An 18839-nucleotide genomic window follows, 5' to 3' on the forward strand; every position below is an offset into this window, starting at 1 on the left:
GCCGCGCATAAAAAAAGCGGCATGCCAACCGACACGCCGCCAACCCCAACTCTGTTCTTTTCCTGCCGCGTCAGAACTTCATCCCGACGCCCACGCCAACGATCAGCGGATCGATGTGCAGCGTGCCGATGCCCTTGTCGCCCAGCGTCGCATCGGTGCTCATCCAGATCTTCTTCACGTCGACGTTCATGAACACCTTCTTCGTCACCTGCACGTCCACGCCGAACTGCAGTGCGGGGCCGAAGCTGCTCTTGTTGATCGACACGCCCTGCCCGCCGACGTTGAGCCCGTTGTTGTAGAAGTACGTGTAGTTCAACCCGGCGCCGACGTACGGGCGCACCTTGCCCGCATGGTTGAAGTGATACTGCAGCAGCAGCGTCGGCGGCAGCACGCCCACGCCGCCGAGATTGCCGAGGCTCGACGTCATCTGGTGCCGCGACGTGCCGAGAATCAGCTCGACCCCGAGGTAGTCGCGGATCATGTACGTGAAGTCGAGCTCCGGCACGATCGCGTTGTTCACGCCCGTGTTGATTGCGCCGAGCGTGTCGCTCGCGCGCTCGTTCGGCTGGATGCTGATCGCGCGAAGCCGAACCAGTACGTCACCCTGGTTGATGCCGTCTCCCGGCGACGCCGCGTGCGACAGCGAAGGCATCGCGAGAAGACTCGCCGCGGCAGCGGCAGCGGTGACACAAGTTCGAATCGTTTTATGCATGGTACGGACCCCCAAAGAATGGTTTCCATTCTCCCTGTAGGGTCTTTTCGCCATCTTGATATTGGTCAAGCCAGCGTAAACGTGGGACGGTTTGCCGCAGGCTCGGTCGTACTGCCGGTCAGCAGCAGGTCGAGCAGGTCGCGCACGCTGCGGATCGCACGGCCGAACGGCAACGCTTCGCGGCCGCGGAAGAACAGCCCGTTCGCGACGTCGCCGCGCAGCGCGGCCGCGAGCCGCGTGTCGATGCAGAAGTGGCCGAACTTCTCGATGCCGTCGCGCAAGCCGCATACGCTCAGGCATTCGAGCGCGGTCGGGCAGCGCTGCTTCAACGCACCGAGCTTGGTGCGGATGCGCGTCTCGTTGCGCAGGTAACGATCGAGCCACGGCGTTTTCACCGCGCGTGCGGGCAGCCCCGTCACGCTGACGAATTCGACGATGTCGTCGGGTGTCGCATCGGCGAGCACGCGCTTGAAGTGTGGATGCGCATCGCCCTCTTCCGTCACCGCGAACGGCGTTCCGACCTGCACGCCGTTCGCGCCGGCCGCGAACGCCGCGCGCACCGTGTCGTGACTGTTGACGCCGCCCGCAACGATCAGCGGGATCGTTTCGCGCTCGAGACCGAGCGACGCCATCACTTGCGCGGTCTCGTCGAGCACGCGCGCAAAGTCGAAGCGGTGATCGTGCATGTCGTCGATCTGCGTGACACCGAGGTGGCCGCCCGCGTGCGCCGGATGCTCGATCACGATCGCATCGGGCAGGCGCCCCTTCTTCATCCACTTCTTCAGCACGAGCGCGATCCCGCGACTGTCCGACAGGATCGGGATCAGCGCGATGTCGTGTCCTTGCGTGAGGTCGGGCAGATCGAGCGGCAGGCCGGCCCCCATCACGATCGCGTCCGCGCCCTCGTCGCACGCGGCGCGCACGTAGTCCGCATGCGCGCTCACCGCCTTCATCACGTTGACCGCGATCATCCCGCGCCCTTCGCTGTAAGTCTTCGCGAGACGGATCTCGCGTGCGAGCGCTTCGAGGTTCGCGGCTTCGAGCGTCACGCGATCGGGTTGCGCGCGGCAGCGTGCGAGCAGGTCCGCATGATGGTGGCGCAGGTCGATGCTCGCGATCGTGCCGACCGCGCCTTCGCGCGCGACGCTGCCCGCCAGCCGGTGCGCGGAGATACCGACGCCCATGCCGCCCTGCACGACGGGCAACAAGGTGCGGCCGCGAATCGTCAGCGGCGGAAAGGAAGTGCGTACGGTCATCTGAAACCTCGTCGGAACATCGGAACCGCGATGATCGACGATCCACCGACGCGCACCTTGACGGCCGTCAATAAAAAAACGGCACGCGAGCGTGCCGTTTTCGTTTCATGCCACGAGCAGTGCTCAGGCAGGCTTCGCCGGCTTCAGTTGCATCGACTTGTACTCGAGATACTCTTCGAGCCCGTACACGCCGTTCTCGCGACCGTGCCCCGACTGCTTGTAGCCGCCGAACGGCGCGGCGCCGTTCCAGATGCCGCCGTTGATGTCGACCTGCCCGGTACGGATGCGGCGCGCGACGCGCATCGCGCGTTCGTCGCTGCCGGCCCACACCGCGCCGCCGAGCCCGTACGGCGAATCGTTCGCGATGCGCACGGCTTCGTCTTCATCGCGGTACGTGATGATCGACAGCACCGGCCCGAAGATCTCTTCCTGCGCGATCGTCGATTTCGGATCGACGCGACCGAACACCGTCGGCTTCACGAAGAAGCCTTTCGCGAGCCCTTCCGGCAGGCCCGTGCCGCCCGTCACGAGTTCCGCGCCTTCATCGATGCCGCGCTGGATATACGCCTGCACGCGCTGCTGCTGCACGGCCGACGCGAGTGCGCCGAGGCGCGTCGCGTCCTGCCGCGGGTCGCCCGCGACGTACGTTTCGGCCGCGGCTTTCGCGATCTCGCGCGCTTCGTCGTAGCGTGCTTCCGGCACCAGCATGCGCGTATGCGCGGAGCAGGTCTGCCCCGCGTTCAGGTAGCACGCGTTGACCGTGCCCTTCACGGCCGTCGCGAAATCGGCGTCGTCGAGGATCACCGACGCCGACTTGCCGCCCAGCTCCAGCGCGACGCGCTTGACGCCCGCGGCCGCCAGCTCGGCCACGCGCTTGCCGGCACGCGTCGAGCCCGTGAACGACACCATGTCGACGTCCGGATCGGTGGCCAGCACTTCGCCGACGACCGGCCCGTAGCCGCACACGAGGTTGAACACGCCGGCCGGCAGCCCGGCTGCGTGAATCGCTTCGGCGAGCATGAACGCGTTGAGCGGTGCGACTTCGGACGGCTTCAGGACGACCGTGCAGCCAGCCGCGAGCGCCGGCGCGACCTTCAGCGTGACCTGGTTCAGCGGGTAGTTCCACGGCGTGATCGCCGCGACGACGCCGACCGGCTCGCGCACGACGAGCGAGTTGCCGACCTGTGCCTCGAATTCGAACGACTCGGCGAGCTTCGCGTACGCCTTCCAGTTGTAGATCGGGCCGCCGACCTGGATCGCGCGCGACAGCTTGATCGGCATCCCGACTTCGCCGGTGATCGACTGCGCAAGCTCCTCGCTGCGCGCCTGCAGATGATCGACGATCTTGCGCAGGTAGCCCGCGCGCGTCGCGGCCGGCGTGGCCGCCCAGGTGTCGAACGCCGCGCGCGCGGCGCGGATCGCGTCCTGCGCGTCGGATGCGACGCCTTCGGGAATCCGGCCGATCACGGCCTCGGTGCCCGAGTCGATCACGTCGATCGTGCCGGTTCCGGCCGGTTTGCGCCATGCGCCGTCGATGTAGAACTGGTCGTAGATTTTCATCGTTTTCCGCCTCCAGGGAAGCCGACATTCTAGCGATCGTTTCGGTCGGCCGGTGCGACGATTGACAGCCATTCGAAAGGACTTTAGCCTCGGCGCCTCATTCATCATAAGAAAGGAGAATGCCTTGAGCATCCTGACCAAAATCGAGGGCGGATATCTTCAGGTACTGCGCGTGATCGTGCTGTTGTTCGCGACCGCGGTGCTGATCGGCGGGGTCATTTTCGGCGCGGTCGCACTCGACGCGCGCCTGTCGAAGCCGCAGAAAGTCGAATCGGCCATCCAGGTCGATCCTGCATCGTTCGCGTGGGAGAACGACGCACCCGCCAAGGCCACGCCGGCCGCCGCCGGCGCCGCGGCCAAGGACGACGGCGCGTCGCCCGCGCTGCGCCTGTCGACGCAGTTGTCAGCCATCGTGCAGAAGCACGGCCGCGCGGCCCTGTCGCCCGATTACGCGGTCGACCGCGACGCGTACGAGCCGTCGTTCCAGCGCGTGCTCGGCGACGACGACCATCCGGATATCGGCTACTTCGAGCAGCAGATCGCGTATCTCGACAAGGTGCTGTCGCGCGCGGACGTCGCGGCCGGCGTGAAGAAGAAGGTCAACGCGCACGGCGACGAGTATGCGCGCGAGCAGGCGTACACCGATGTGGTGTCGGCCGTCATCCGCGATTTCTCCGAGCGCTACGACGCACGCCGCACCGCGATCGAGAACGAGAAGAAGGCCGCGGAAGACACGGCCGCCGAGAACGGCCAGACCGCGCGCTACGCCGGCGCCGCCGCACTCGTCGCGCTGTATTCGTTCGTGTCGCTCGCGGTGCTGATCATCCTGATCCGCGTCGAGCGCAGCATCCGCTCGATCGCGCGCGCCACGCACACGCCGAGCTGAACGCCACGCGTCGGCAGCCCGCCCGTCGGGCTGCGGCGGGCCCGGCAACGGGCCCGCTTCGCGGCGAACGCGGCCGCTCTAGGCCGCCCGTTCCCCCGCTTTCGCGCACTTTCCTTTCCCGCCACACCTTCCCTCCGCCGCCGGCCGTGAACGCACGCGCCGCGTCCGTCTCGCCGCCGCCACGTCAGCATCCGCCCGGGTGCGCGGGCAGGCCCGCATCGTGCTATGTTTTTATTATCGGCACCGGCCCATTGCAACCGGCGCCGCCCGGAATCGACGCATTTCGTGAGCGCTGCCATGACCGACGCATCCCATACCCTCGGCTCGCAAGACCGCCTGGAGCTGCTTTGCTGGCTCACCTGCGGCAACCTCGGCGCGTTTTACCTCAACGAATCGTGGCCGGACGCCTCGTTCCAGGTCCAGGCCGCGCACCGCTGGCTCGACCGCCATCACCGCCAGGCCGACTGGCTCGCGGTTGCCAAGCTCGCGGCGCTCGCGCAGGACATCGCGAAACGGCATGCCGGATTCGTCGATGCGTCGTGGGCGCGCGACGCAGTCGAGGAAATCGTCGATACCGACGATCTCGACTACCGCGCGAAACTCGTGCAATGGGTGTACGAAGACTGCTGCAAGGCGCTCGCGGACAAGCGGCTGGCCGATTGAGCCGCCTGCGGCGCCGCGTGCGCGCGGCCACGGCATCGCATTGCGCGACGGCCTTTCCGCCGCTTCGGACGTAACAGTCCGAATAGCTGACGGAGTACGGCGCACGCGCACCGCCCCCTCCGATACTGGCACACGCGAGGCGTGCCGTTGTGCTTACAGCAGCGACTTCGCCTGCGTCAGCACCTTGTCGCAAATCTGCTTGGTCACCTGCTGCTTCAGGCCGCCGCCGCTCAGATCGAGCTTGCTGCCGCCGCCGGCGTCGAGGATCCCGCTTGCGCCGCTCGTATAGCCGCTGTCCGACGACGCATTGCCGCCGAGCTTGCCCATCAGCGCGTCCTTCACCGACGCTGCGCCGCCACCGGACGCACCGCCGAGATAATTGTTCTGGATGCAGAACTGCAGCAGGCCCGCGACGTTGCCGGTGCTGCCCGGCGTCAGCGACGCACCGCCGCCGCCCGTCAGCGCGCCGCCGAGGCCGCCGAGGTTGCCGAGCGCACCGCCCGCACTGCCGCCCGAATCGCCGCCGCCGACCTGTTTCAGGACATCGCCAAGCTGCGCATGGGCCACCGAAAACGGTGCGAGCAATCCGATCAACGCGCCGGCAACGGTCGCGCGGTATAGACGTGCATTCATGTGAAGCCTCCCGGTTGTGACTGCGTGAGTACCGCGAATCGAATCCAAGGATACTCAATCAACCCGTACATGACAGCCTTCATGCACGGTCTGAAACGTCAGGCATCGTGATATCGCGGCGATTTGACAATGCTTGACGGCGTGCCGGCCGGCATCGCAGGCGCGACACGCGATCGAATGCGGGCGCGGTCGATCGCCATTCCGGATCGCCTGTGCGCATGAAGCGTCATAGAATCGTCGTCGCCGGCCGTTTGGCCCCTCCGGCCCGATCTCAACCTCGACCATGAAGGTGCTCGCGTGGCGCTCGCCCATCGAATTCTGCTGATCGCCGGCGCATCGGCTGCGCTGCTCGCCGGTTCCGGCGCTGCCGGTGCGGCACCCGCATCGGCATGCCCGTCGCCTTCGTTCGACCGTTATCCGGCACCGGCCGCCGGCGCGCCGCGCAAGCCCGCCGCATCGCCCCGGTTGACCAGCAAGGAAGCGCGCCTGTACCGCACCGTGATTCGCGACGAATTCACGCAACCGGCCAATTTTGCCGGTCACTATCGCGTGGCGATCTGGGGTTGCGGAACGGATTGCCGGAATTTCGCGATCGTCGACAAGGTCACGGGCGCGACGTACACGATGCCGGGCGTGACAGCCATCTCGGGCGTGATGGGCAACGACGACGAGCGCGTCGATTTCCGCGCCGGCAGCACGCTGCTGATCATCGCCGGCTGCTTCAACGACGAATGCGACGACAACCACGCGAAGGCGGCCCGGTTCTTCTACGAATGGACCGGCACGCGCTTGCATCCGGTCGGCACCTGTCCGCTGGCCATCGAGCCCATTCAGTAGCCGACACGACTTGCGCTATCGTTCCTCCGGTACACCTTTGACGGCACGCCCGCCCGCGATGTCCATTCACCTCAGCTTCGACGACGGTCCAGGCCCGTCGACCCCTCCGTTGCTCGACGTCCTGCGCGACGCATCGTGCAAGGCAACTTTCTTCCTGCTCGGTAAAAATCTGGCGGGCGCACTCGACGTCGCCGCGAGCATGGCGCGCGAAGGCCACCGGCTCGGCAATCACACCCATTCGCACGCAAGGCCGGGCGCACTGGCGCACGACGCACTGATCGACGAGATCGAAGCGACCGACGCACTGATCCGCGATGCCTATAGGGCGGCCGGTGTTACCGCGCCGGACGCGATCCCGCTGCGTCTTCCGTACGGGCTGATGCCGCAGGACGATCGCGCCGGCGTGCTTGCGCGCCTGCGACGCGAACACACGGGCTGGACCGCGATACTCGACGACTGGCAGCGACCGGCACCGTCGCCGCAGGCGCTGTTCGACGCGATGTGCGCGCATGTCGACGCCAGCACAGCGCAGCATCGCGATGTACTGTTCTGCATGCACGACGGGTCGCGACATGGCGAAGCGCGGCCCAACACGGTCGAAGCCGTCCGCCTGTTCCTGAATCGGCGGGACTGACGCAACGGCCGGTCAGCTTCCCGGCGCCGCATTGTCCAGCAACTGTCGCCAGCCACCGAGGAATCCGATGCCGGGCCCCGGCATCCACAAGCCGCGCTGCGCCGCCTCCAGATGAATCAGCGTCTGGTCGGCGCAGAACAGCATCATCAACGCATCGCGATTGGCACGCATCCAGTCCGGCACACCATCGGCTCGCGTCCGTGCATAGGTGAGCAAGCCAGCCTCCCATCGCTGCGCGTTGAACACGAAACGATCGTCCCGGCCCGCGTCGCGCGACAGTGCGAACAGCGCAAACGCCGCCTCGAGCCACTGCACGCCCTGCCCGGCATCGTCGAAATCCAGCACGCCGTTCACCGCAGGCCCGACATACAGCAGGTTGCCCGCGTGATAGTCGCCGTGCAGCCAATGCACGGGCCCCGTCAGCCAGTGCGCGGCAGCGGCGAGATGCGCGCCGATCCGCCGGATCACCGTGTCGTAATCGCCGCTCAAGTCGCCCGGCAGCACCGGCATCGCGCGTACCGCCACGCGCGCATGACGCGCCGACAGCCACGCCAGCGGCGTCGATTCGCTTACGGGTACCGCGGCCAGTGCCGCATGCAGGTGCGCGAGCGCGCGCATCGCATCGATCGCACCGGCGTGCGCGTCATTCGGCAGGCCGGGGTGACCGTCGATATGCTCGAACAGGTGCAGCCAGCTTCCATCGTCGATCTGCACACCGGATTGCGCATCGACGGTCGGCCGCAGCCGCGGCAGCGCGGGCAATGCCGGCGCTGTACGCGTATCACCGAGATGACCGAGTATCGACGCCTCGCGATGCACCTGCTCGACCGGCTTGCCGGACCATGACACGCGCAGCACCGCGCGCCCCGCATCGCACTCGACGAGATACGTTTTGTTAGTATGGCCCGATGCCAGCGCCTGCACGCGTGCCGGCACGATGTTCCAGTACCGGCGAAGCCACGGTTCCAGCGTTTTCACGTCACTCCTACTCGTTGCATTGACCATGTCAGAGCGTCCTTCGGCCCGCATGCGGGACATCAATATCGAATGGCTCACGCGCGCCGCCGAATTCGACCATCTGTTCCAGACGCGCTGGCTCGGCGAGCGCTTCTTCCATCTGCCCGGCGACATGCTCGCGCTCCAGGAGCTGATCTGGCGCGAGCGCCCCGACTGCATCGTGCAGACCGGCATCGCGGCGGGCGGCGGCGTCGTGTTCTCCGCGTCGATGCTGGAACTGGCCGGCGAGCACGGCCGCGTGATCGCGATCGAGCCGCGCCTGCGCGACGACGTCAGGCAGCGCCTGCAATCGCACCGGCTCGCCCATCGCATGACGCTGATCGAAGGCGAATCGTGCGCAGCCGACACGCTCGCGTCGGTACGCGCGCAGATCGGCGACGGCGCACGCGTGATGGCGATCCTCGACCTCACGCATACACACGCACACGTGCTGCGCGAACTCGAATGCTATGCGCCACTCGTGACGGCCGGTAGCTACGCGATCGTGATGGATACGATCATGGAGTATCTGCCCGAGTCGATGTTCGACGGCAAACCGTACGGCCGAGGCAACAACCCGGCCACGGCCGCGCGTGAATTTCTCGCGCGCGACGACCGGTTCGAAGTCGACTCCGACATCGAGGACCGCGTGCTCATGACGCTGTCGCCAGGCGGTTTCCTGAAGCGAGTGCGCTGATCAGGCGCGCAGCCTCCGCCGAGCCGTCGCGCACGTAGCTGTCGCGGATGCGTGCCGCGTGCTCGCGCAGCGAACCGGGACGCAACAGGCGCTCGAGCGCCTCGGCGATATCCACAACGCCGGCCTGCTGCAGATCGAGCACGCACCCCGCGCCGGCCCGCTCGACGAAGTGCGCCGAATGGAACTGGTCGTTACAGAACGGCGACAGCAGCATCGGCACGCCGCACGCGAGCGATTCCATTACTGAATTCGCGCCGCCGTGACTGACGAATGCATGCGTGCGTTGCAGCAGCGCCAGTTGCGGCGCATAACGCACCGCGATCACGCGCTCGTCAGCGGCCGGCAGCAGATCCGAATCGACCAGTTCACCCACCGACAGCACCAGTTGCGCCGACGTCGCCCGCGTCGCGTCGATGACCTTCGCGAACAGGTCCGGATGGTAGTAAAGCTGGCTGCCCAGCGACATGTAGACGAGCGGGCGATCGGCGTCGATGCGCTCCCACGGAAACGCCGTCTCGTCGCCGCGCGGGCCCGACGGCATCGCAGGGCCGACCAGTTCGACACCTGGCGGCGGCGCACCGACCAGCGCGTCGGTCGTGAACGCGAGCGTGAGGTGCGGCGACAGGACATCGCAACCGCGAAAGCGCGCGTCGAGCCCGTAGCGCGCGAACAGGTTCGCGCGTTCCGGCGCGAGCCATCGCACCGTGCGCAGCAGTTCCGAATCGAGATCGTCCGGCAGCACCGGATTCAGCGAATTCGACATCGACACCCACGGCAAGCCTTCCAGCTCGGCGGCAATCGCTGCCGCATAAAGCAGCGGATCGATCACGACCACGTCAGGTCGCCAGTCGCGCAGCACCGCGCGGATGCCGTCCACCTGCGACGGCGCAAGATCGATCAGCAGCGTGCGGATCCAGTGCCGCAGCCAGCCGGCATCGCGAATGTTCGCGGCGAAGCTCGCGCCGCGCGACAGGTCGTGGCGCTCGGGTGTCTCGCGCGGCCCGACGAACACGATGCCGCCGGCGCCATCGAGCTGTTCGCTGATGTCGGCCGGCGCGTAGAACGCGACGTCGCAGCCGGCGGCGCGCAGGTGCTGGGCCGGACCGATGCATGGGTTGACGTGGCCTTTCTCGGGCACCACGCAGAACAGGATGCGTTTCATGAGCGACTCAGGTTGGGCGATGCGCGGCATCGAGGTGAAGGTGCTCGAGATAATCGAGGATCAGTGTCAGCGTCGCCCACAGCACGCGTTCGGTATCGGCCTGCAGCGTGGGGGCGGCAAGGCCAAGCGTGTCGGCCAGCACATGCGTGCGGTCGCGATCGAGCAGCGCGCCGAGATCCATCGCCGGCGCGAGCCGCCCGCGCTTGGGGCCATGCACCAGACGGCCCGGCAGGTTCAGGCGCGCGCCGAGATCGCGCAGGCATTGCTTGTTCGGGTCAGGCGCGATGCTCGTCAGATGCGCGACGACGGCCGCATCGACGAACGGCGGATGCAGGTCGACCGACGCCGCATCGAACAACGCGTGGCATAGCGGCAGATAGTTGGCCGACCGGTCACGGCGCAACACCTGATCCGCGCCGTCGCCGGTAATCGCGACCTCGATGCCGTCCGCGGCCATCGCCTCGGCCAGCAACAGCTTCGCGACCGGATGCAGGTTGAACATCGGTTCCTCGACCGCATGGGTCGTTCTCGGCAGCGCCGCGACGAAATCGGCCTCGTTCGCGCGGACGATCTTCACGTTCGCCTGCATCTGCGTGGCCAGTTCGAGCGCCGCGTCGAGTTCGCAGTAGTCGGGCATGTCGGTCGCGAGAATGTAGGCCGTCACGTGCGGCAGTGCGCCGAGTTCGCGCAGTTGCGCGAGCAACAGCGCCGAATCGAGCCCGCCGCTCAGCGCCAGTGCGACGCGCTTGCCGCTGTCGAGCGCGCGTTGCAGCGACGCGCGCAGCACGGTGTCCAGATCGGCGTACTGTGGCCGTTCCGGCGACGGCTGCACCGCCAGCCCTTCCGGCGAACGGATCAGCGCGTGCCCGGGCGGCACCGCAAGCACGTCGCGCAGCACGGTGCGGCCGACGAGACGCTCGCCGCTCAGGTAGCCCGCGATGGCCGCCGTGTCCGGCGCACCGGCCGGTTGCCCCGCCGCACGCAGCGCGGCGCGAATGCCGGACGCCGACACGCCGCTGCGCGGATGGTAGTGAAGACGATCGAAACCGAACGGGTCGCGCGTGCCGACGATCATGGATAACGGGCCTTCAAGGTGTCCACTTCAATGCGTTTCAGGATGCGATGCGGCGCCACCGGCGCGCTGCCGCCCTGGCAATGCAGGCACGCTTCGAGCGGCGCCTCGCGTTGCAGATAGGCGAGCATCGCGTCGAGCATGCCCGCGTCGTCGCGCAGCGGCAGGCCGTCGGCCTGAAAATCCTTCTCGCCCTTGTAGAGCGTATGGAAATGCGCGGGACGCGTGCACGTGTAGAACATGCCGTCGCGAATCATATGGCAGCGCTCGCGGATCCAGCAATCGTGATAGAGGCGCTGCGCTTCGTCGCGGTCGGTGCCGGGCTGTGCGCGATTCATCGTCGTGAACACGTCCTGCACCTTCCAGTTCAGGCGCACGTCGAAACGCGCGGCCTGACGCTCGACGTAGGCGACCAGGTCGGACGAAAGCGCCGGCTTCGGATAGCGCGAGATCGTCAGCGCATCCACCACCTGCCAGAACGCGTCCGGCATCTCGCCGAGCTTCAGCCCGTTCGTCGTGACGGAGATCACGGGTGCGATGCCCGTCGCGCGCACGCGTTCGACCAGTTCGACGAGCGCCGGATGCAGCAGCGGCTCGCCGCCGACCAGCTTGAACATGCGCGGGCTCAACACCTTCGCAGCCTTGCGCAGATCAGCCTCGATCGATTCGGGGCTCGCATGCCACTCGGGCAACAGCGGCGACAGCGAGCAGCATTCCGCACAGGTCAGGTTGCAATGATCGACGATATGCGCTTCCAGCGAGCGCGTGCGGACGCGACCGTTTTCGACGCGGTAGTCGCGATCGAGCGGCGGCGGGAAGACATGCTGCCGCTCGCCGGACGGTGACGGATTCGGGATCGTGTTCGGATTCGCACTCACTTCAGGTTCCTGCTTCCGTGCAACGGGAAAAGAAATCGACGAGATGGCCACGCGCGTCCACCATCGCGGACGCCATCGTCACCGCGCCGCTCAGGTGCGACGCGAAGCGCGACGGATCGTCGAGCCAGCCTTGCACGACCCACAGCTTGAGCGCGTGCTGCAGGCATGCGGCATCGACCGCCCACGCGATGCGCGCGGGACTCACCGGCCGTACCCGCTGGTATCCGCGCACGAACGCTGCTGCCAGCTGAGGCGCTTCCAGCGGCAGATGATTCAGGCACCGCACCAGTTCGTACTCGCGCGGCGCGCCAATCGACGCTTCCCAGTCGAGGATCAGCGGCGGCAGCCTGCCCGTAAACAGATAGTTGAACTGGTTGTAGTCGTTGTGGATCGGGTGTTGCGGATCGTCGGCGGGAAACGCATCGATGCTGCCGGAATAGTAGCGGTCGAGCATGCGCAGCGCGAGATCGACATAGCGGCGCAGGTTCTCGGTGTTGTCGTTCGAGCGTGCGTGATTCAGCGCATCGAGCAAACTGCGCCGCACCGCATCCGCGTCGATCGCGGCCAGCCGCGCGCGGATCGTGTCGAGCTGCGGCAAACAAAGCTGCTCAAGGCTCAGATGCAACGCCGCCAGGCTCGCACCGAGTGCATCCCATTCGGTCGGTGAAAACGTATCGTAGGTTCTGAACTGCCCGGCTTCCCAGCGCGTCAACATCGCGTGCGATCCTTGCCCCGTCCACAGCGGCTCGCCGGACGTCGTGCGTTTCAGCGTCTGTACATGGAATCGGGGATCGCCGTGCGTTTCGAGGTGCGCGAGGACAGCAGCCTCCTTGGTCGCGCGTGCAAGATGTTCGGACGCATAGAGCTTGACCGCCACACCACCGCCACTGTCAGTCGGCAAATGCCATACGCGATCGCTGACGCGGCGCGGCGCCTCGCTGCGGCCGAGCGCATAGGCATCGCGAATCTCGTCGAAGGTAGCGGCGAGCGCGTCCATTCAGATGTGCTCGGCCGGCCCGTGCCGATACGGATGACCGGTCAGGAACGTGTTGTGCCCGACATAGCGCAGCTTGTACATCGCCGGCCGGAACAGCACCGAAGGATCGTTGTTCGCGATGCCGAGCAGCGGATACAGGTCCTGCCGCACGAAGAATGCGTTGTTGCCCATGTCGTCGCAGCAGACGAGTTCGTAACCCTTCTGCCGGCCGAGATGCACGAGCGATTCGAGGCTCGCGCCGTAATAGGTCGAGCCGTCCCATTCATGGTCCGGATTGAAACACATGACCCAGCGCTCGGGTGGCGTGTAGTACGGGTTGTATTCGATCACGACGATGCGCGGCTTGAACGCTCGCAGGCCGCGCCAGACCCAGTAGTCGTTGCCGTCGATGTCGATCGACAGCAGGTCGAAGTCCTCAGGCGTGTTCGCATCGGCAAGCAGTTGATCGATCGTGTCGGGCTGGACGCGATCGTGATGCAGCAGGACGCGCTCTGCACCTGCGTAGTGCGCGGCAAGCTTGCCGAACCGGTACGCGCTGCCTTCCACCAGCACGCCTGCCCAATCCTGCTCGCGAAGCAGCCGTGCGGTGTTGCTGTTGCGCAGGCCGTCACTCGCGCCGATATCGACGCAGAAGCGGTTGGTCGGCGCGATCCGCTCCATCAGCCGCGCGAGGATGCTTTCCTCTGTGCCCTGCGCGTACAGGCTTGGCGCAAGGCCGGACAGATCGAGCGGGAGAGGATGGTCCTGCATCGAGATGCGGCTCCGGGTCGGAATGGGGAATGGTGGCGTACGTTCGGAGGGTAATTTACCCGAAGTCGATTGAGCAGAGGAAACGGGAATGCGCGACGCTGCCGGGCTTCGGCACAAGCGGAAATGAAAAAGCCCGCCAAGTGCAACTCGGCGGGCCTCTCGGATACATCAGCTCAGGTACGACTCAGGACACTTACTCCTGCCCCTGACTCGTCAGGAACTCCTCGTAATTCCCGCCGAAGTCGAACAGCGTGCTGTCCGTGCGCACTTCGATGATCCGGTTCGCCAGCCCGCTCACGAATTCGCGGTCGTGCGACAGCCAGACCCAATCTGATTTCCTGTAACTATCTGGAGGTCAGAATGGCATCTATCGTTCAACGTGGGTACAAATGGCAAGCCAAAATTCGGGTCCAGGGCCAGCCCATCCGCTCCAAAACTTTCGATACGAGGGAGGCTGCGGAGCAATGGGCGGCCGAACAGGAGGCTATCAAGCCAACTCCCAAGCAGCCCCGTAAGGTCCGCGAGAAGCCCCCTACGCTCACCGTGGGAGACCTCTTTGCACGGTACATCAAAGCCCCTCTACCGGGCCGCCGGAATGTCGAATGGGAGCGCGGAATATGCCGCCGCTTCATCCGCAACGAAAAGAAGCTATGCGCCGTCCCAGCCACGAAGCTGGACAAGCCGCATTTGGTCGAATGGCGGGATCGTCGTATCGGAGAGGTTGCTCCTAGCACGGTAATCCGGGAGCTAGACGCCATATCCGCCGTGTACCGCCTCGCTATAGATGAGTGGGCCGTGGGTCTGACCGTCAATCCGACCAAGGGACTACGCCGGCCCAAGCTCCCGCCTCCCCGCGACGTGAGGCTTGCCATAGGCGACGACGAAAAGCTGATCGCATCCGCTATCGACTACAACCGGGAGATTGCCCCAGCCATCGTTCTGGCAATTGAGACAGCCATGCGTCAGGGTGAGATAGCCAAGCTCCGCTGGGAGCACATCGACCTGGACGCCCGGACGGTTCTGCTACCTATGACCAAGAACGGGACACCCCGAAAGGTTCCTCTATCGAGCCGGGCAATCGAGGCTCTAACGTGGTGTCCTCCGCCGCATCGTGGTCGCGTGTTCAAGCTCACGCAGTCGGCCATGAAATACGCATTCAGTCGTGTACGCGAAGAGTGCGGCCTCGGGACAATCCATTTCCACGACCTACGACACGAAGCGACAAGCAGACTGTTCGAAAAGGGATTGAACGTCCTTGAGGTAGCGACAATAACCGGCCACAAGAACCTCAAGCACCTGCAGCGATACACGCACCTCCGAGCTGAAGACTTAGCGAAAAAGCTAGGCTAAATCGCCGCTTCCGTCAGGGCCCCGTACCGCTGGTTGGCAAGCGACCGGCAAGAAAAAACCCGCGTCAGCCTGAGCTGACGCGGGTTCTTGTCTGGTCGGGGCGAGAGGATTTGAACCTCTTCGAACCCACGGTGGAATAAGGCTCTCCGGGGAGTGTGTCGGTCAAAACCGCCGTGGAAATTGACACATTCGACCCTAGCATAGCACCCGCTGCGGAGCGGCACCTCGGCAGTAGGGCGCCCTCGGACACGGCCCCCCCTCCGTGGGCCGAGTTGGGTAGCGCATCGACCCTCCGACAGGTTGCCTCTGCCGCGAGCAATATCCGCTGGCCGCGATTCCACTTCGTTCGCGCAAACGCCTGCCTTAACATGTCTTGGTGAGCCTTGCGCGAAACCGCCACAATCAACCTGCGGCTATTTTTTCGCCGCTCCCATAGCCTCTTTAAGTAAATCCAGTATTTTATCGGGATTGACCTTTTCCATGGCCTTTCCAATTATGTCATTTATTGGCGTAGCAGGCTCATCCTTAGATAGGACACGAGTTGGATTAGCCCCAAAATTCTTAATGGCATACTCTCGAAGCAGTTTTATCATTTCTGAATCGTCACCCATCTCGTTACGGTAGCCAACGAAAGCGTGCGCAGCCGCCTCCTTGAACGCGTAATCTTCGCTCAATCGCAAACAATGCCCATATTGCCGAGCAGCAAACCAAGTCAGCCAAATTATCGGGCTTGCCACAATGAAACGCAGGACGGCTGCAACGACTCCCGTGACCTGGCTTTTCGTAGCAGCAGCTGATGATGCTCCAGAGCCTATCGCTGCCGCTGAGCTTGCCGTCGCCGCTAACACTTGTGCCGCCGACGAACCTAACGGATTAGCAATAAATTCATGCGTAATCCAAACACCAACCGCCAGTAGAAGCGTGATTCCAATCCCAAATAAAATCGCCCAGTTTTTCTGGTTTTTTTCAAGCCTCTCCCGTCTGGTCTCAAAAGATTTCGCAAGAGCAACCTTGCTCGCCCCCTGAATCGTCCCTTCAACAACTTTTCGATACTCCTCAAATTCATTAATTAAATTTCTTTGTTTTTCAGTTGCTGATGCCAGCTCCGTCGCATATTGCTCCACTCGTTGACGCTCCGCCTCTGCCGTTGCCGCGCTGCCTTGAGCATTAGTTTGCGCAGTACTTGCAGTTCTTTCATGGCCGGCGATTTTTTCGACAGCATCCGCCATATCTTGACTGGCTTTTTGGGCTCCCTGCAATAATCGGGCGGTGTGCTCACTGTCCTCGGCGGCCCGTTTAGCGGCAGCAAGTACCTCATTGGCGTTGGCGAGAATTTCCCGGAACTTAGGATATTTCGCCTCCGCTCCATCTAGAGAGGGAGGCAGTAGCCACGCCAGGGCGGCCCTTATCTGCCAAAGGAAACTATTCAAGGGGCCACAATTCTGAGAAAGCCACTGAGCGCCTTGCTGTTTCGCAGTATTCATGTGATTGGAAATTTGTTGCGTGCTGCTCGTCACGCTAGGCCAATGTATTGCCCGCATAGCGAGGTCGGCCGAGCTACTTTCAACAGATTCCACTCCTCGAAGTGCAAACGCGAACCAGTCGGTCAGCGCATCTGGGCTCGCAACAACGCCGTTGTTTAAGGATATGGATACAGGTAGAGCGCTCGACAGTTCATCCCACTGTTTTTTGGCCCCCCTAAGGATGTCAGTTGTTGGTGTTTGTTTATCGTCCGCCATGGTCACCCCTCTTATTCGATTTACTCACCCGTTATGCACGTGCTGCTCGCATCGGTGGCCGGATGGTCGCCACAAAGCCCAAGTTTGCCACTATATCCCGCCCATCGCGGCGAACATCGGACACCGCGCAGAGGCGGGCGTGGTGTTGTGGCTTTACTTGGCGGGAGCGACCTGAGCGGCCGGAGTACCTAGACCTATTGGCGCTCGCTCCGCCCGCCCCACTTGAGCTGCGTCGTACTTCGATTGAATTTCGCGGCGTTTCATCGTGCCCGCAGACAACTTAGAAAGCATTTTGGGAAGGTCACGAAACGGATCAATCTGTAGGCGGAAGCCGTAGTTGAGCGTGTACTGGTTGTGGTCCCGGTCGTACACGGCGAAAACGCCAGGCGGCAGGTTGTCCTTGAAGAACGCTGCGGCGGCCTTCGGGTCCGAGGGGATTTCACCAGCGACCTTCCCACCACCACGGCGCTGCTGCACATCACGCAGGGCCATGTCGGGGTTGTCGTTTCAGCAAAAATCAGAGGTGAGCAAGTGCCCGCGTTTGCGAAAAAAAACGCGCTGGAAAAGAAAAACCCCGCTCAGTGGCGGGGCTTGGTTGGCCGGTTAGGGCCTACTACCTTGTGTCGGTTTAATTGTCGTTACAGCAAAAAGCCGGTAGGGCCTCTACCATGTGCGGAGTTAATCCGCGAACCCGTAGGCATGCGCCAGGTCCGGGTCTAGCGGCGTGAGCATCTCGGCCACCAGAGTCTTATGGAGGATTTCCTCGGAGGTCTGGTGACGCATGTGGCTCTCGATGCCGGCCGCTGACAGGATCGCCTCCTGTTGAACCACAAGGGCGGCTCCTGCGGCACGGAGGTCCCGACGACTCGCCCGGACACCCTCGGCCTTCAACAGCCGCGCTGCGGTGTCCGCCGCTCGATTGAGAACGGGCACGATATGCGCCGGGATAGCTCGTAGTGCGGTATGGCGCTTGGTGCTCAATGCCGCCGCTGCGGAGCCTGCTGCATCAATCAGCCTCGCCTCCACGTCGGCGGGAATGCGGTAGGCGCGGATGGTTTGTTTCGCGTTCTTCTTCTGCATAGCTTACCGTGTTGGTATTGGTGTTACTGCCGCTCGGCAGTCGCCTCGCACATAGCTGAATCCAGCGCGGCGTACTGCATCTCCAGGGCGTCCAGTTCCTTCGCGAGCCGCAGCATCTGGTCTTCCATCGACGCAGCCCAATGCAGCGCAAGTTCTCCAGACGCCATGCTGGCAATGCCATGACGAGCAAACGCAAAGTGGGCGTCGGACGCTGCCCGTTCGCTTTCGGGTTTCACGAGCCACGCATGATCGCCGTGCAGTCCGGCGTGAGAAAACGCAATACGTGCGCGGATGAGCTGCGTATGCGGTCCAGTCATTTGCTGACCTCCTCGGGGTTGACCGTACTTGCGGAATTCAATGCGCGGGAGATAGTGGCGAGGCCTACACCAAAGTGTTCCGCGAGAGATCGCACGGAGCCGCCGTGTTCCGCGTGATACGCCCGGACTTCTGCGTAATCGACGGCGGGCTTCCGGCCCTTGTACTTCCCTTCAGCTTTGGCTACGGCTATCCCCCGCGCCTGCATCTCGCGCCGGTTCAAATAGTCCGCTGCGCCCTGCGCCGCCATGAACGCCAAGAGCGCGTCGCGAATCCCGAGCCGCAATGGGTCGGTCTCTTGCCCGTCGAACACCATGCCGTTGAGTGTGCATTCGACGCGAACGCCCTTCTTCATCAGGCGTTGCATGGTCTCGTGGAGTTCGTCGTAGCGCCGCGAGATGCGGTCGAGCCAGCGAACCACCAGGACCCCGCCCTTGCGGAGGTCGCGCTCTACGTGCTGCCACTGTTCGCGCTCGGCGGGCGGGACGTGATACCCACTCACCCCTCCATCTACAAACACATCGTCTGCGGCTATGCCCTGGGCGGCTGCGTCTGCGTATTGGCTCGCGGCGGTCTGCCCGTCGAGCGTCGATACACGCCCGTAATAGATACGTCTCATATG

Annotated in this window: 22 protein-coding genes; 6 read left to right on the forward strand and 16 right to left on the reverse strand. The window is 64.3% G+C overall.

Annotated elements, in window-relative coordinates; translation table 11 throughout:
- Positions 1-70: 70 nt before the first annotated feature.
- The 3 genes from KEC55_RS09100 to KEC55_RS09110 all read right to left on the reverse strand — a co-directional run bounded on the left by KEC55_RS09100 (position 71) and on the right by KEC55_RS09110 (position 3528).
- Complete coding sequence (locus KEC55_RS09100) at positions 71-712, reverse strand: OmpW/AlkL family protein (RefSeq protein WP_282505106.1); 642 nt, start codon at positions 710-712, stop codon at positions 71-73.
- 65 nt (positions 713-777) lie between these two features.
- On the reverse strand, positions 778-1968 hold the full coding sequence (locus KEC55_RS09105; RefSeq protein WP_282505107.1) for an NAD(P)H-dependent flavin oxidoreductase: 1191 nt from the start codon (positions 1966-1968) through the stop codon (positions 778-780).
- A 123-nt stretch (positions 1969-2091) separates the two neighbouring features.
- A complete protein-coding gene (locus tag KEC55_RS09110) occupies positions 2092-3528 on the reverse strand; it encodes an aldehyde dehydrogenase family protein (protein ID WP_282505108.1) in 1437 nt (478 codons plus the stop codon).
- 124 nt (positions 3529-3652) lie between these two features.
- On the opposite strand from KEC55_RS09110, the gene KEC55_RS09115 reads away from it, so the two are divergent.
- Both KEC55_RS09115 and KEC55_RS09120 read left to right on the forward strand, forming a co-directional pair.
- Complete coding sequence (locus KEC55_RS09115; protein ID WP_282505109.1) at positions 3653-4414, forward strand: hypothetical protein; 762 nt, start codon at positions 3653-3655, stop codon at positions 4412-4414.
- Positions 4415-4711: 297 nt separating this feature from the next.
- Positions 4712-5077, forward strand: coding sequence for a hypothetical protein (locus KEC55_RS09120; RefSeq protein WP_069745285.1), 366 nt, complete (start codon positions 4712-4714; stop codon positions 5075-5077).
- 153 nt (positions 5078-5230) lie between these two features.
- Here the strand turns inward: KEC55_RS09120 and KEC55_RS09125 are convergent, their stop codons facing one another.
- The gene (locus tag KEC55_RS09125) at positions 5231-5710 is read right to left on the reverse strand and encodes a DUF2501 domain-containing protein (RefSeq protein ID WP_282505111.1); all 480 of its coding nucleotides are present in this window, start codon (positions 5708-5710) and stop codon (positions 5231-5233) included.
- 297 nt (positions 5711-6007) lie between these two features.
- Between KEC55_RS09125 and KEC55_RS09130 the strand changes: the two genes are divergently transcribed.
- Together KEC55_RS09130 and KEC55_RS09135 are read left to right on the forward strand one after the other, a co-directional pair.
- Complete coding sequence (locus KEC55_RS09130) at positions 6008-6547, forward strand: hypothetical protein (protein WP_282505113.1); 540 nt, start codon at positions 6008-6010, stop codon at positions 6545-6547.
- 58 nt (positions 6548-6605) lie between these two features.
- Positions 6606-7181 (forward strand): polysaccharide deacetylase family protein, encoded by a 576-nt coding sequence (locus KEC55_RS09135; RefSeq protein WP_282505115.1) that lies wholly within the window; start codon positions 6606-6608, stop codon positions 7179-7181.
- A 12-nt stretch (positions 7182-7193) separates the two neighbouring features.
- Here KEC55_RS09135 and KEC55_RS09140 read toward each other — a convergent pair whose 3' ends face one another.
- A complete protein-coding gene (locus tag KEC55_RS09140; RefSeq protein ID WP_282505117.1) occupies positions 7194-8186 on the reverse strand; it encodes a phosphotransferase in 993 nt (330 codons plus the stop codon).
- Here KEC55_RS09140 and KEC55_RS09145 point away from each other — a divergent pair.
- A complete protein-coding gene (locus KEC55_RS09145; protein ID WP_282505118.1) occupies positions 8185-8874 on the forward strand; it encodes a cephalosporin hydroxylase family protein in 690 nt (229 codons plus the stop codon). The genes KEC55_RS09140 and KEC55_RS09145 overlap by 2 nt on opposite strands.
- Here KEC55_RS09145 and KEC55_RS09150 read toward each other — a convergent pair.
- From KEC55_RS09150 to KEC55_RS35110, 6 genes are all read right to left on the reverse strand, one after another.
- Positions 8831-10036, reverse strand: coding sequence for a glycosyltransferase (locus tag KEC55_RS09150; RefSeq protein WP_282505120.1), 1206 nt, complete (start codon positions 10034-10036; stop codon positions 8831-8833). The two genes, KEC55_RS09145 and KEC55_RS09150, sit on opposite strands and share 44 nt — an antisense overlap.
- A 7-nt stretch (positions 10037-10043) precedes the next feature.
- A complete protein-coding gene (locus tag KEC55_RS09155; RefSeq protein ID WP_282505121.1) occupies positions 10044-11111 on the reverse strand; it encodes an asparagine synthase-related protein in 1068 nt (355 codons plus the stop codon).
- Positions 11108-11986, reverse strand: coding sequence for a 4Fe-4S cluster-binding domain-containing protein (locus KEC55_RS09160; protein WP_282505122.1), 879 nt, complete (start codon positions 11984-11986; stop codon positions 11108-11110). Before KEC55_RS09160 ends, KEC55_RS09155 begins: the two co-directional genes overlap by 4 nt.
- Position 11987: 1 nt before the next feature.
- A complete protein-coding gene (locus tag KEC55_RS09165) occupies positions 11988-12983 on the reverse strand; it encodes a phosphotransferase enzyme family protein (RefSeq protein ID WP_282505124.1) in 996 nt (331 codons plus the stop codon).
- The gene (locus tag KEC55_RS09170) at positions 12984-13733 is read right to left on the reverse strand and encodes an FkbM family methyltransferase (RefSeq protein ID WP_282505125.1); all 750 of its coding nucleotides are present in this window, start codon (positions 13731-13733) and stop codon (positions 12984-12986) included.
- Positions 13734-13926: 193 nt separating this feature from the next.
- A complete protein-coding gene (locus tag KEC55_RS35110; protein ID WP_432625182.1) occupies positions 13927-14031 on the reverse strand; it encodes an ABC transporter ATPase in 105 nt (34 codons plus the stop codon).
- A gap of 62 nt (positions 14032-14093) precedes the next feature.
- Here KEC55_RS35110 and KEC55_RS09175 point away from each other — a divergent pair, with 62 nt between their 5' ends.
- On the forward strand, positions 14094-15083 hold the full coding sequence (locus KEC55_RS09175) for an integrase (protein WP_282505126.1): 990 nt from the start codon (positions 14094-14096) through the stop codon (positions 15081-15083).
- A gap of 413 nt (positions 15084-15496) precedes the next feature.
- Here the strand turns inward: KEC55_RS09175 and KEC55_RS09180 are convergent, their stop codons facing one another.
- The 5 genes from KEC55_RS09180 to KEC55_RS09200 all read right to left on the reverse strand — a co-directional run bounded on the left by KEC55_RS09180 (position 15497) and on the right by KEC55_RS09200 (position 18836).
- Positions 15497-16822: a hypothetical protein gene (locus tag KEC55_RS09180; protein WP_282505127.1), complete on the reverse strand. Its 1326-nt coding sequence runs from the start codon at positions 16820-16822 to the stop codon at positions 15497-15499.
- Positions 16823-16975: 153 nt separating this feature from the next.
- Positions 16976-17314, reverse strand: a complete 339-nt coding sequence (locus tag KEC55_RS09185) for a hypothetical protein (protein WP_282505128.1) — start codon at positions 17312-17314, stop codon at positions 16976-16978.
- Between the two features lie 186 nt (positions 17315-17500).
- A complete protein-coding gene (locus KEC55_RS09190; protein ID WP_282505129.1) occupies positions 17501-17902 on the reverse strand; it encodes a hypothetical protein in 402 nt (133 codons plus the stop codon).
- A gap of 23 nt (positions 17903-17925) precedes the next feature.
- Complete coding sequence (locus tag KEC55_RS09195) at positions 17926-18219, reverse strand: hypothetical protein (RefSeq protein ID WP_076885857.1); 294 nt, start codon at positions 18217-18219, stop codon at positions 17926-17928.
- Entirely contained in the window at positions 18216-18836 is a 621-nt protein-coding gene (locus KEC55_RS09200) for a recombinase family protein (protein WP_282505135.1), read from the reverse strand. Before KEC55_RS09200 ends, KEC55_RS09195 begins: the two co-directional genes overlap by 4 nt.
- Positions 18837-18839: the final 3 nt, after the last annotated feature.

Source organism: Burkholderia cepacia (assembly GCF_029962485.1).
GTDB lineage: Bacteria > Pseudomonadota > Gammaproteobacteria > Burkholderiales > Burkholderiaceae > Burkholderia.

Bases quoted from the DNA above. Each gene is read 5' to 3' on its own strand.
- KEC55_RS09100 (WP_282505106.1), bottom strand. From the start codon at position 712: ATGCATAAAACGATTCGAACTTGTGTCACCGCTGCCGCTGCCGCGGCG.
- KEC55_RS09105 (WP_282505107.1), bottom strand. From the start codon at position 1,968: ATGACCGTACGCACTTCCTTTCCGCCGCTGACGATTCGCGGCCGCACC.
- KEC55_RS09110 (WP_282505108.1), bottom strand. From the start codon at position 3,528: ATGAAAATCTACGACCAGTTCTACATCGACGGCGCATGGCGCAAACCG.
- KEC55_RS09120 (WP_069745285.1), top strand. From the start codon at position 4,712: ATGACCGACGCATCCCATACCCTCGGCTCGCAAGACCGCCTGGAGCTG.
- KEC55_RS09125 (WP_282505111.1), bottom strand. From the start codon at position 5,710: ATGAATGCACGTCTATACCGCGCGACCGTTGCCGGCGCGTTGATCGGA.
- KEC55_RS09135 (WP_282505115.1), top strand. From the start codon at position 6,606: ATGTCCATTCACCTCAGCTTCGACGACGGTCCAGGCCCGTCGACCCCT.
- KEC55_RS09145 (WP_282505118.1), top strand. From the start codon at position 8,185: ATGTCAGAGCGTCCTTCGGCCCGCATGCGGGACATCAATATCGAATGG.
- KEC55_RS09140 (WP_282505117.1), bottom strand. From the start codon at position 8,186: ATGGTCAATGCAACGAGTAGGAGTGACGTGAAAACGCTGGAACCGTGG.
- KEC55_RS09150 (WP_282505120.1), bottom strand. From the start codon at position 10,036: ATGAAACGCATCCTGTTCTGCGTGGTGCCCGAGAAAGGCCACGTCAAC.
- KEC55_RS09155 (WP_282505121.1), bottom strand. From the start codon at position 11,111: ATGATCGTCGGCACGCGCGACCCGTTCGGTTTCGATCGTCTTCACTAC.
- KEC55_RS09165 (WP_282505124.1), bottom strand. From the start codon at position 12,983: ATGGACGCGCTCGCCGCTACCTTCGACGAGATTCGCGATGCCTATGCG.
- KEC55_RS09170 (WP_282505125.1), bottom strand. From the start codon at position 13,733: ATGCAGGACCATCCTCTCCCGCTCGATCTGTCCGGCCTTGCGCCAAGC.
- KEC55_RS09175 (WP_282505126.1), top strand. From the start codon at position 14,094: ATGGCATCTATCGTTCAACGTGGGTACAAATGGCAAGCCAAAATTCGG.
- KEC55_RS09180 (WP_282505127.1), bottom strand. From the start codon at position 16,822: ATGGCGGACGATAAACAAACACCAACAACTGACATCCTTAGGGGGGCC.
- KEC55_RS09185 (WP_282505128.1), bottom strand. From the start codon at position 17,314: ATGGCCCTGCGTGATGTGCAGCAGCGCCGTGGTGGTGGGAAGGTCGCT.
- KEC55_RS09190 (WP_282505129.1), bottom strand. From the start codon at position 17,902: ATGCAGAAGAAGAACGCGAAACAAACCATCCGCGCCTACCGCATTCCC.
- KEC55_RS09195 (WP_076885857.1), bottom strand. From the start codon at position 18,219: ATGACTGGACCGCATACGCAGCTCATCCGCGCACGTATTGCGTTTTCT.
- KEC55_RS09200 (WP_282505135.1), bottom strand. From the start codon at position 18,836: ATGAGACGTATCTATTACGGGCGTGTATCGACGCTCGACGGGCAGACC.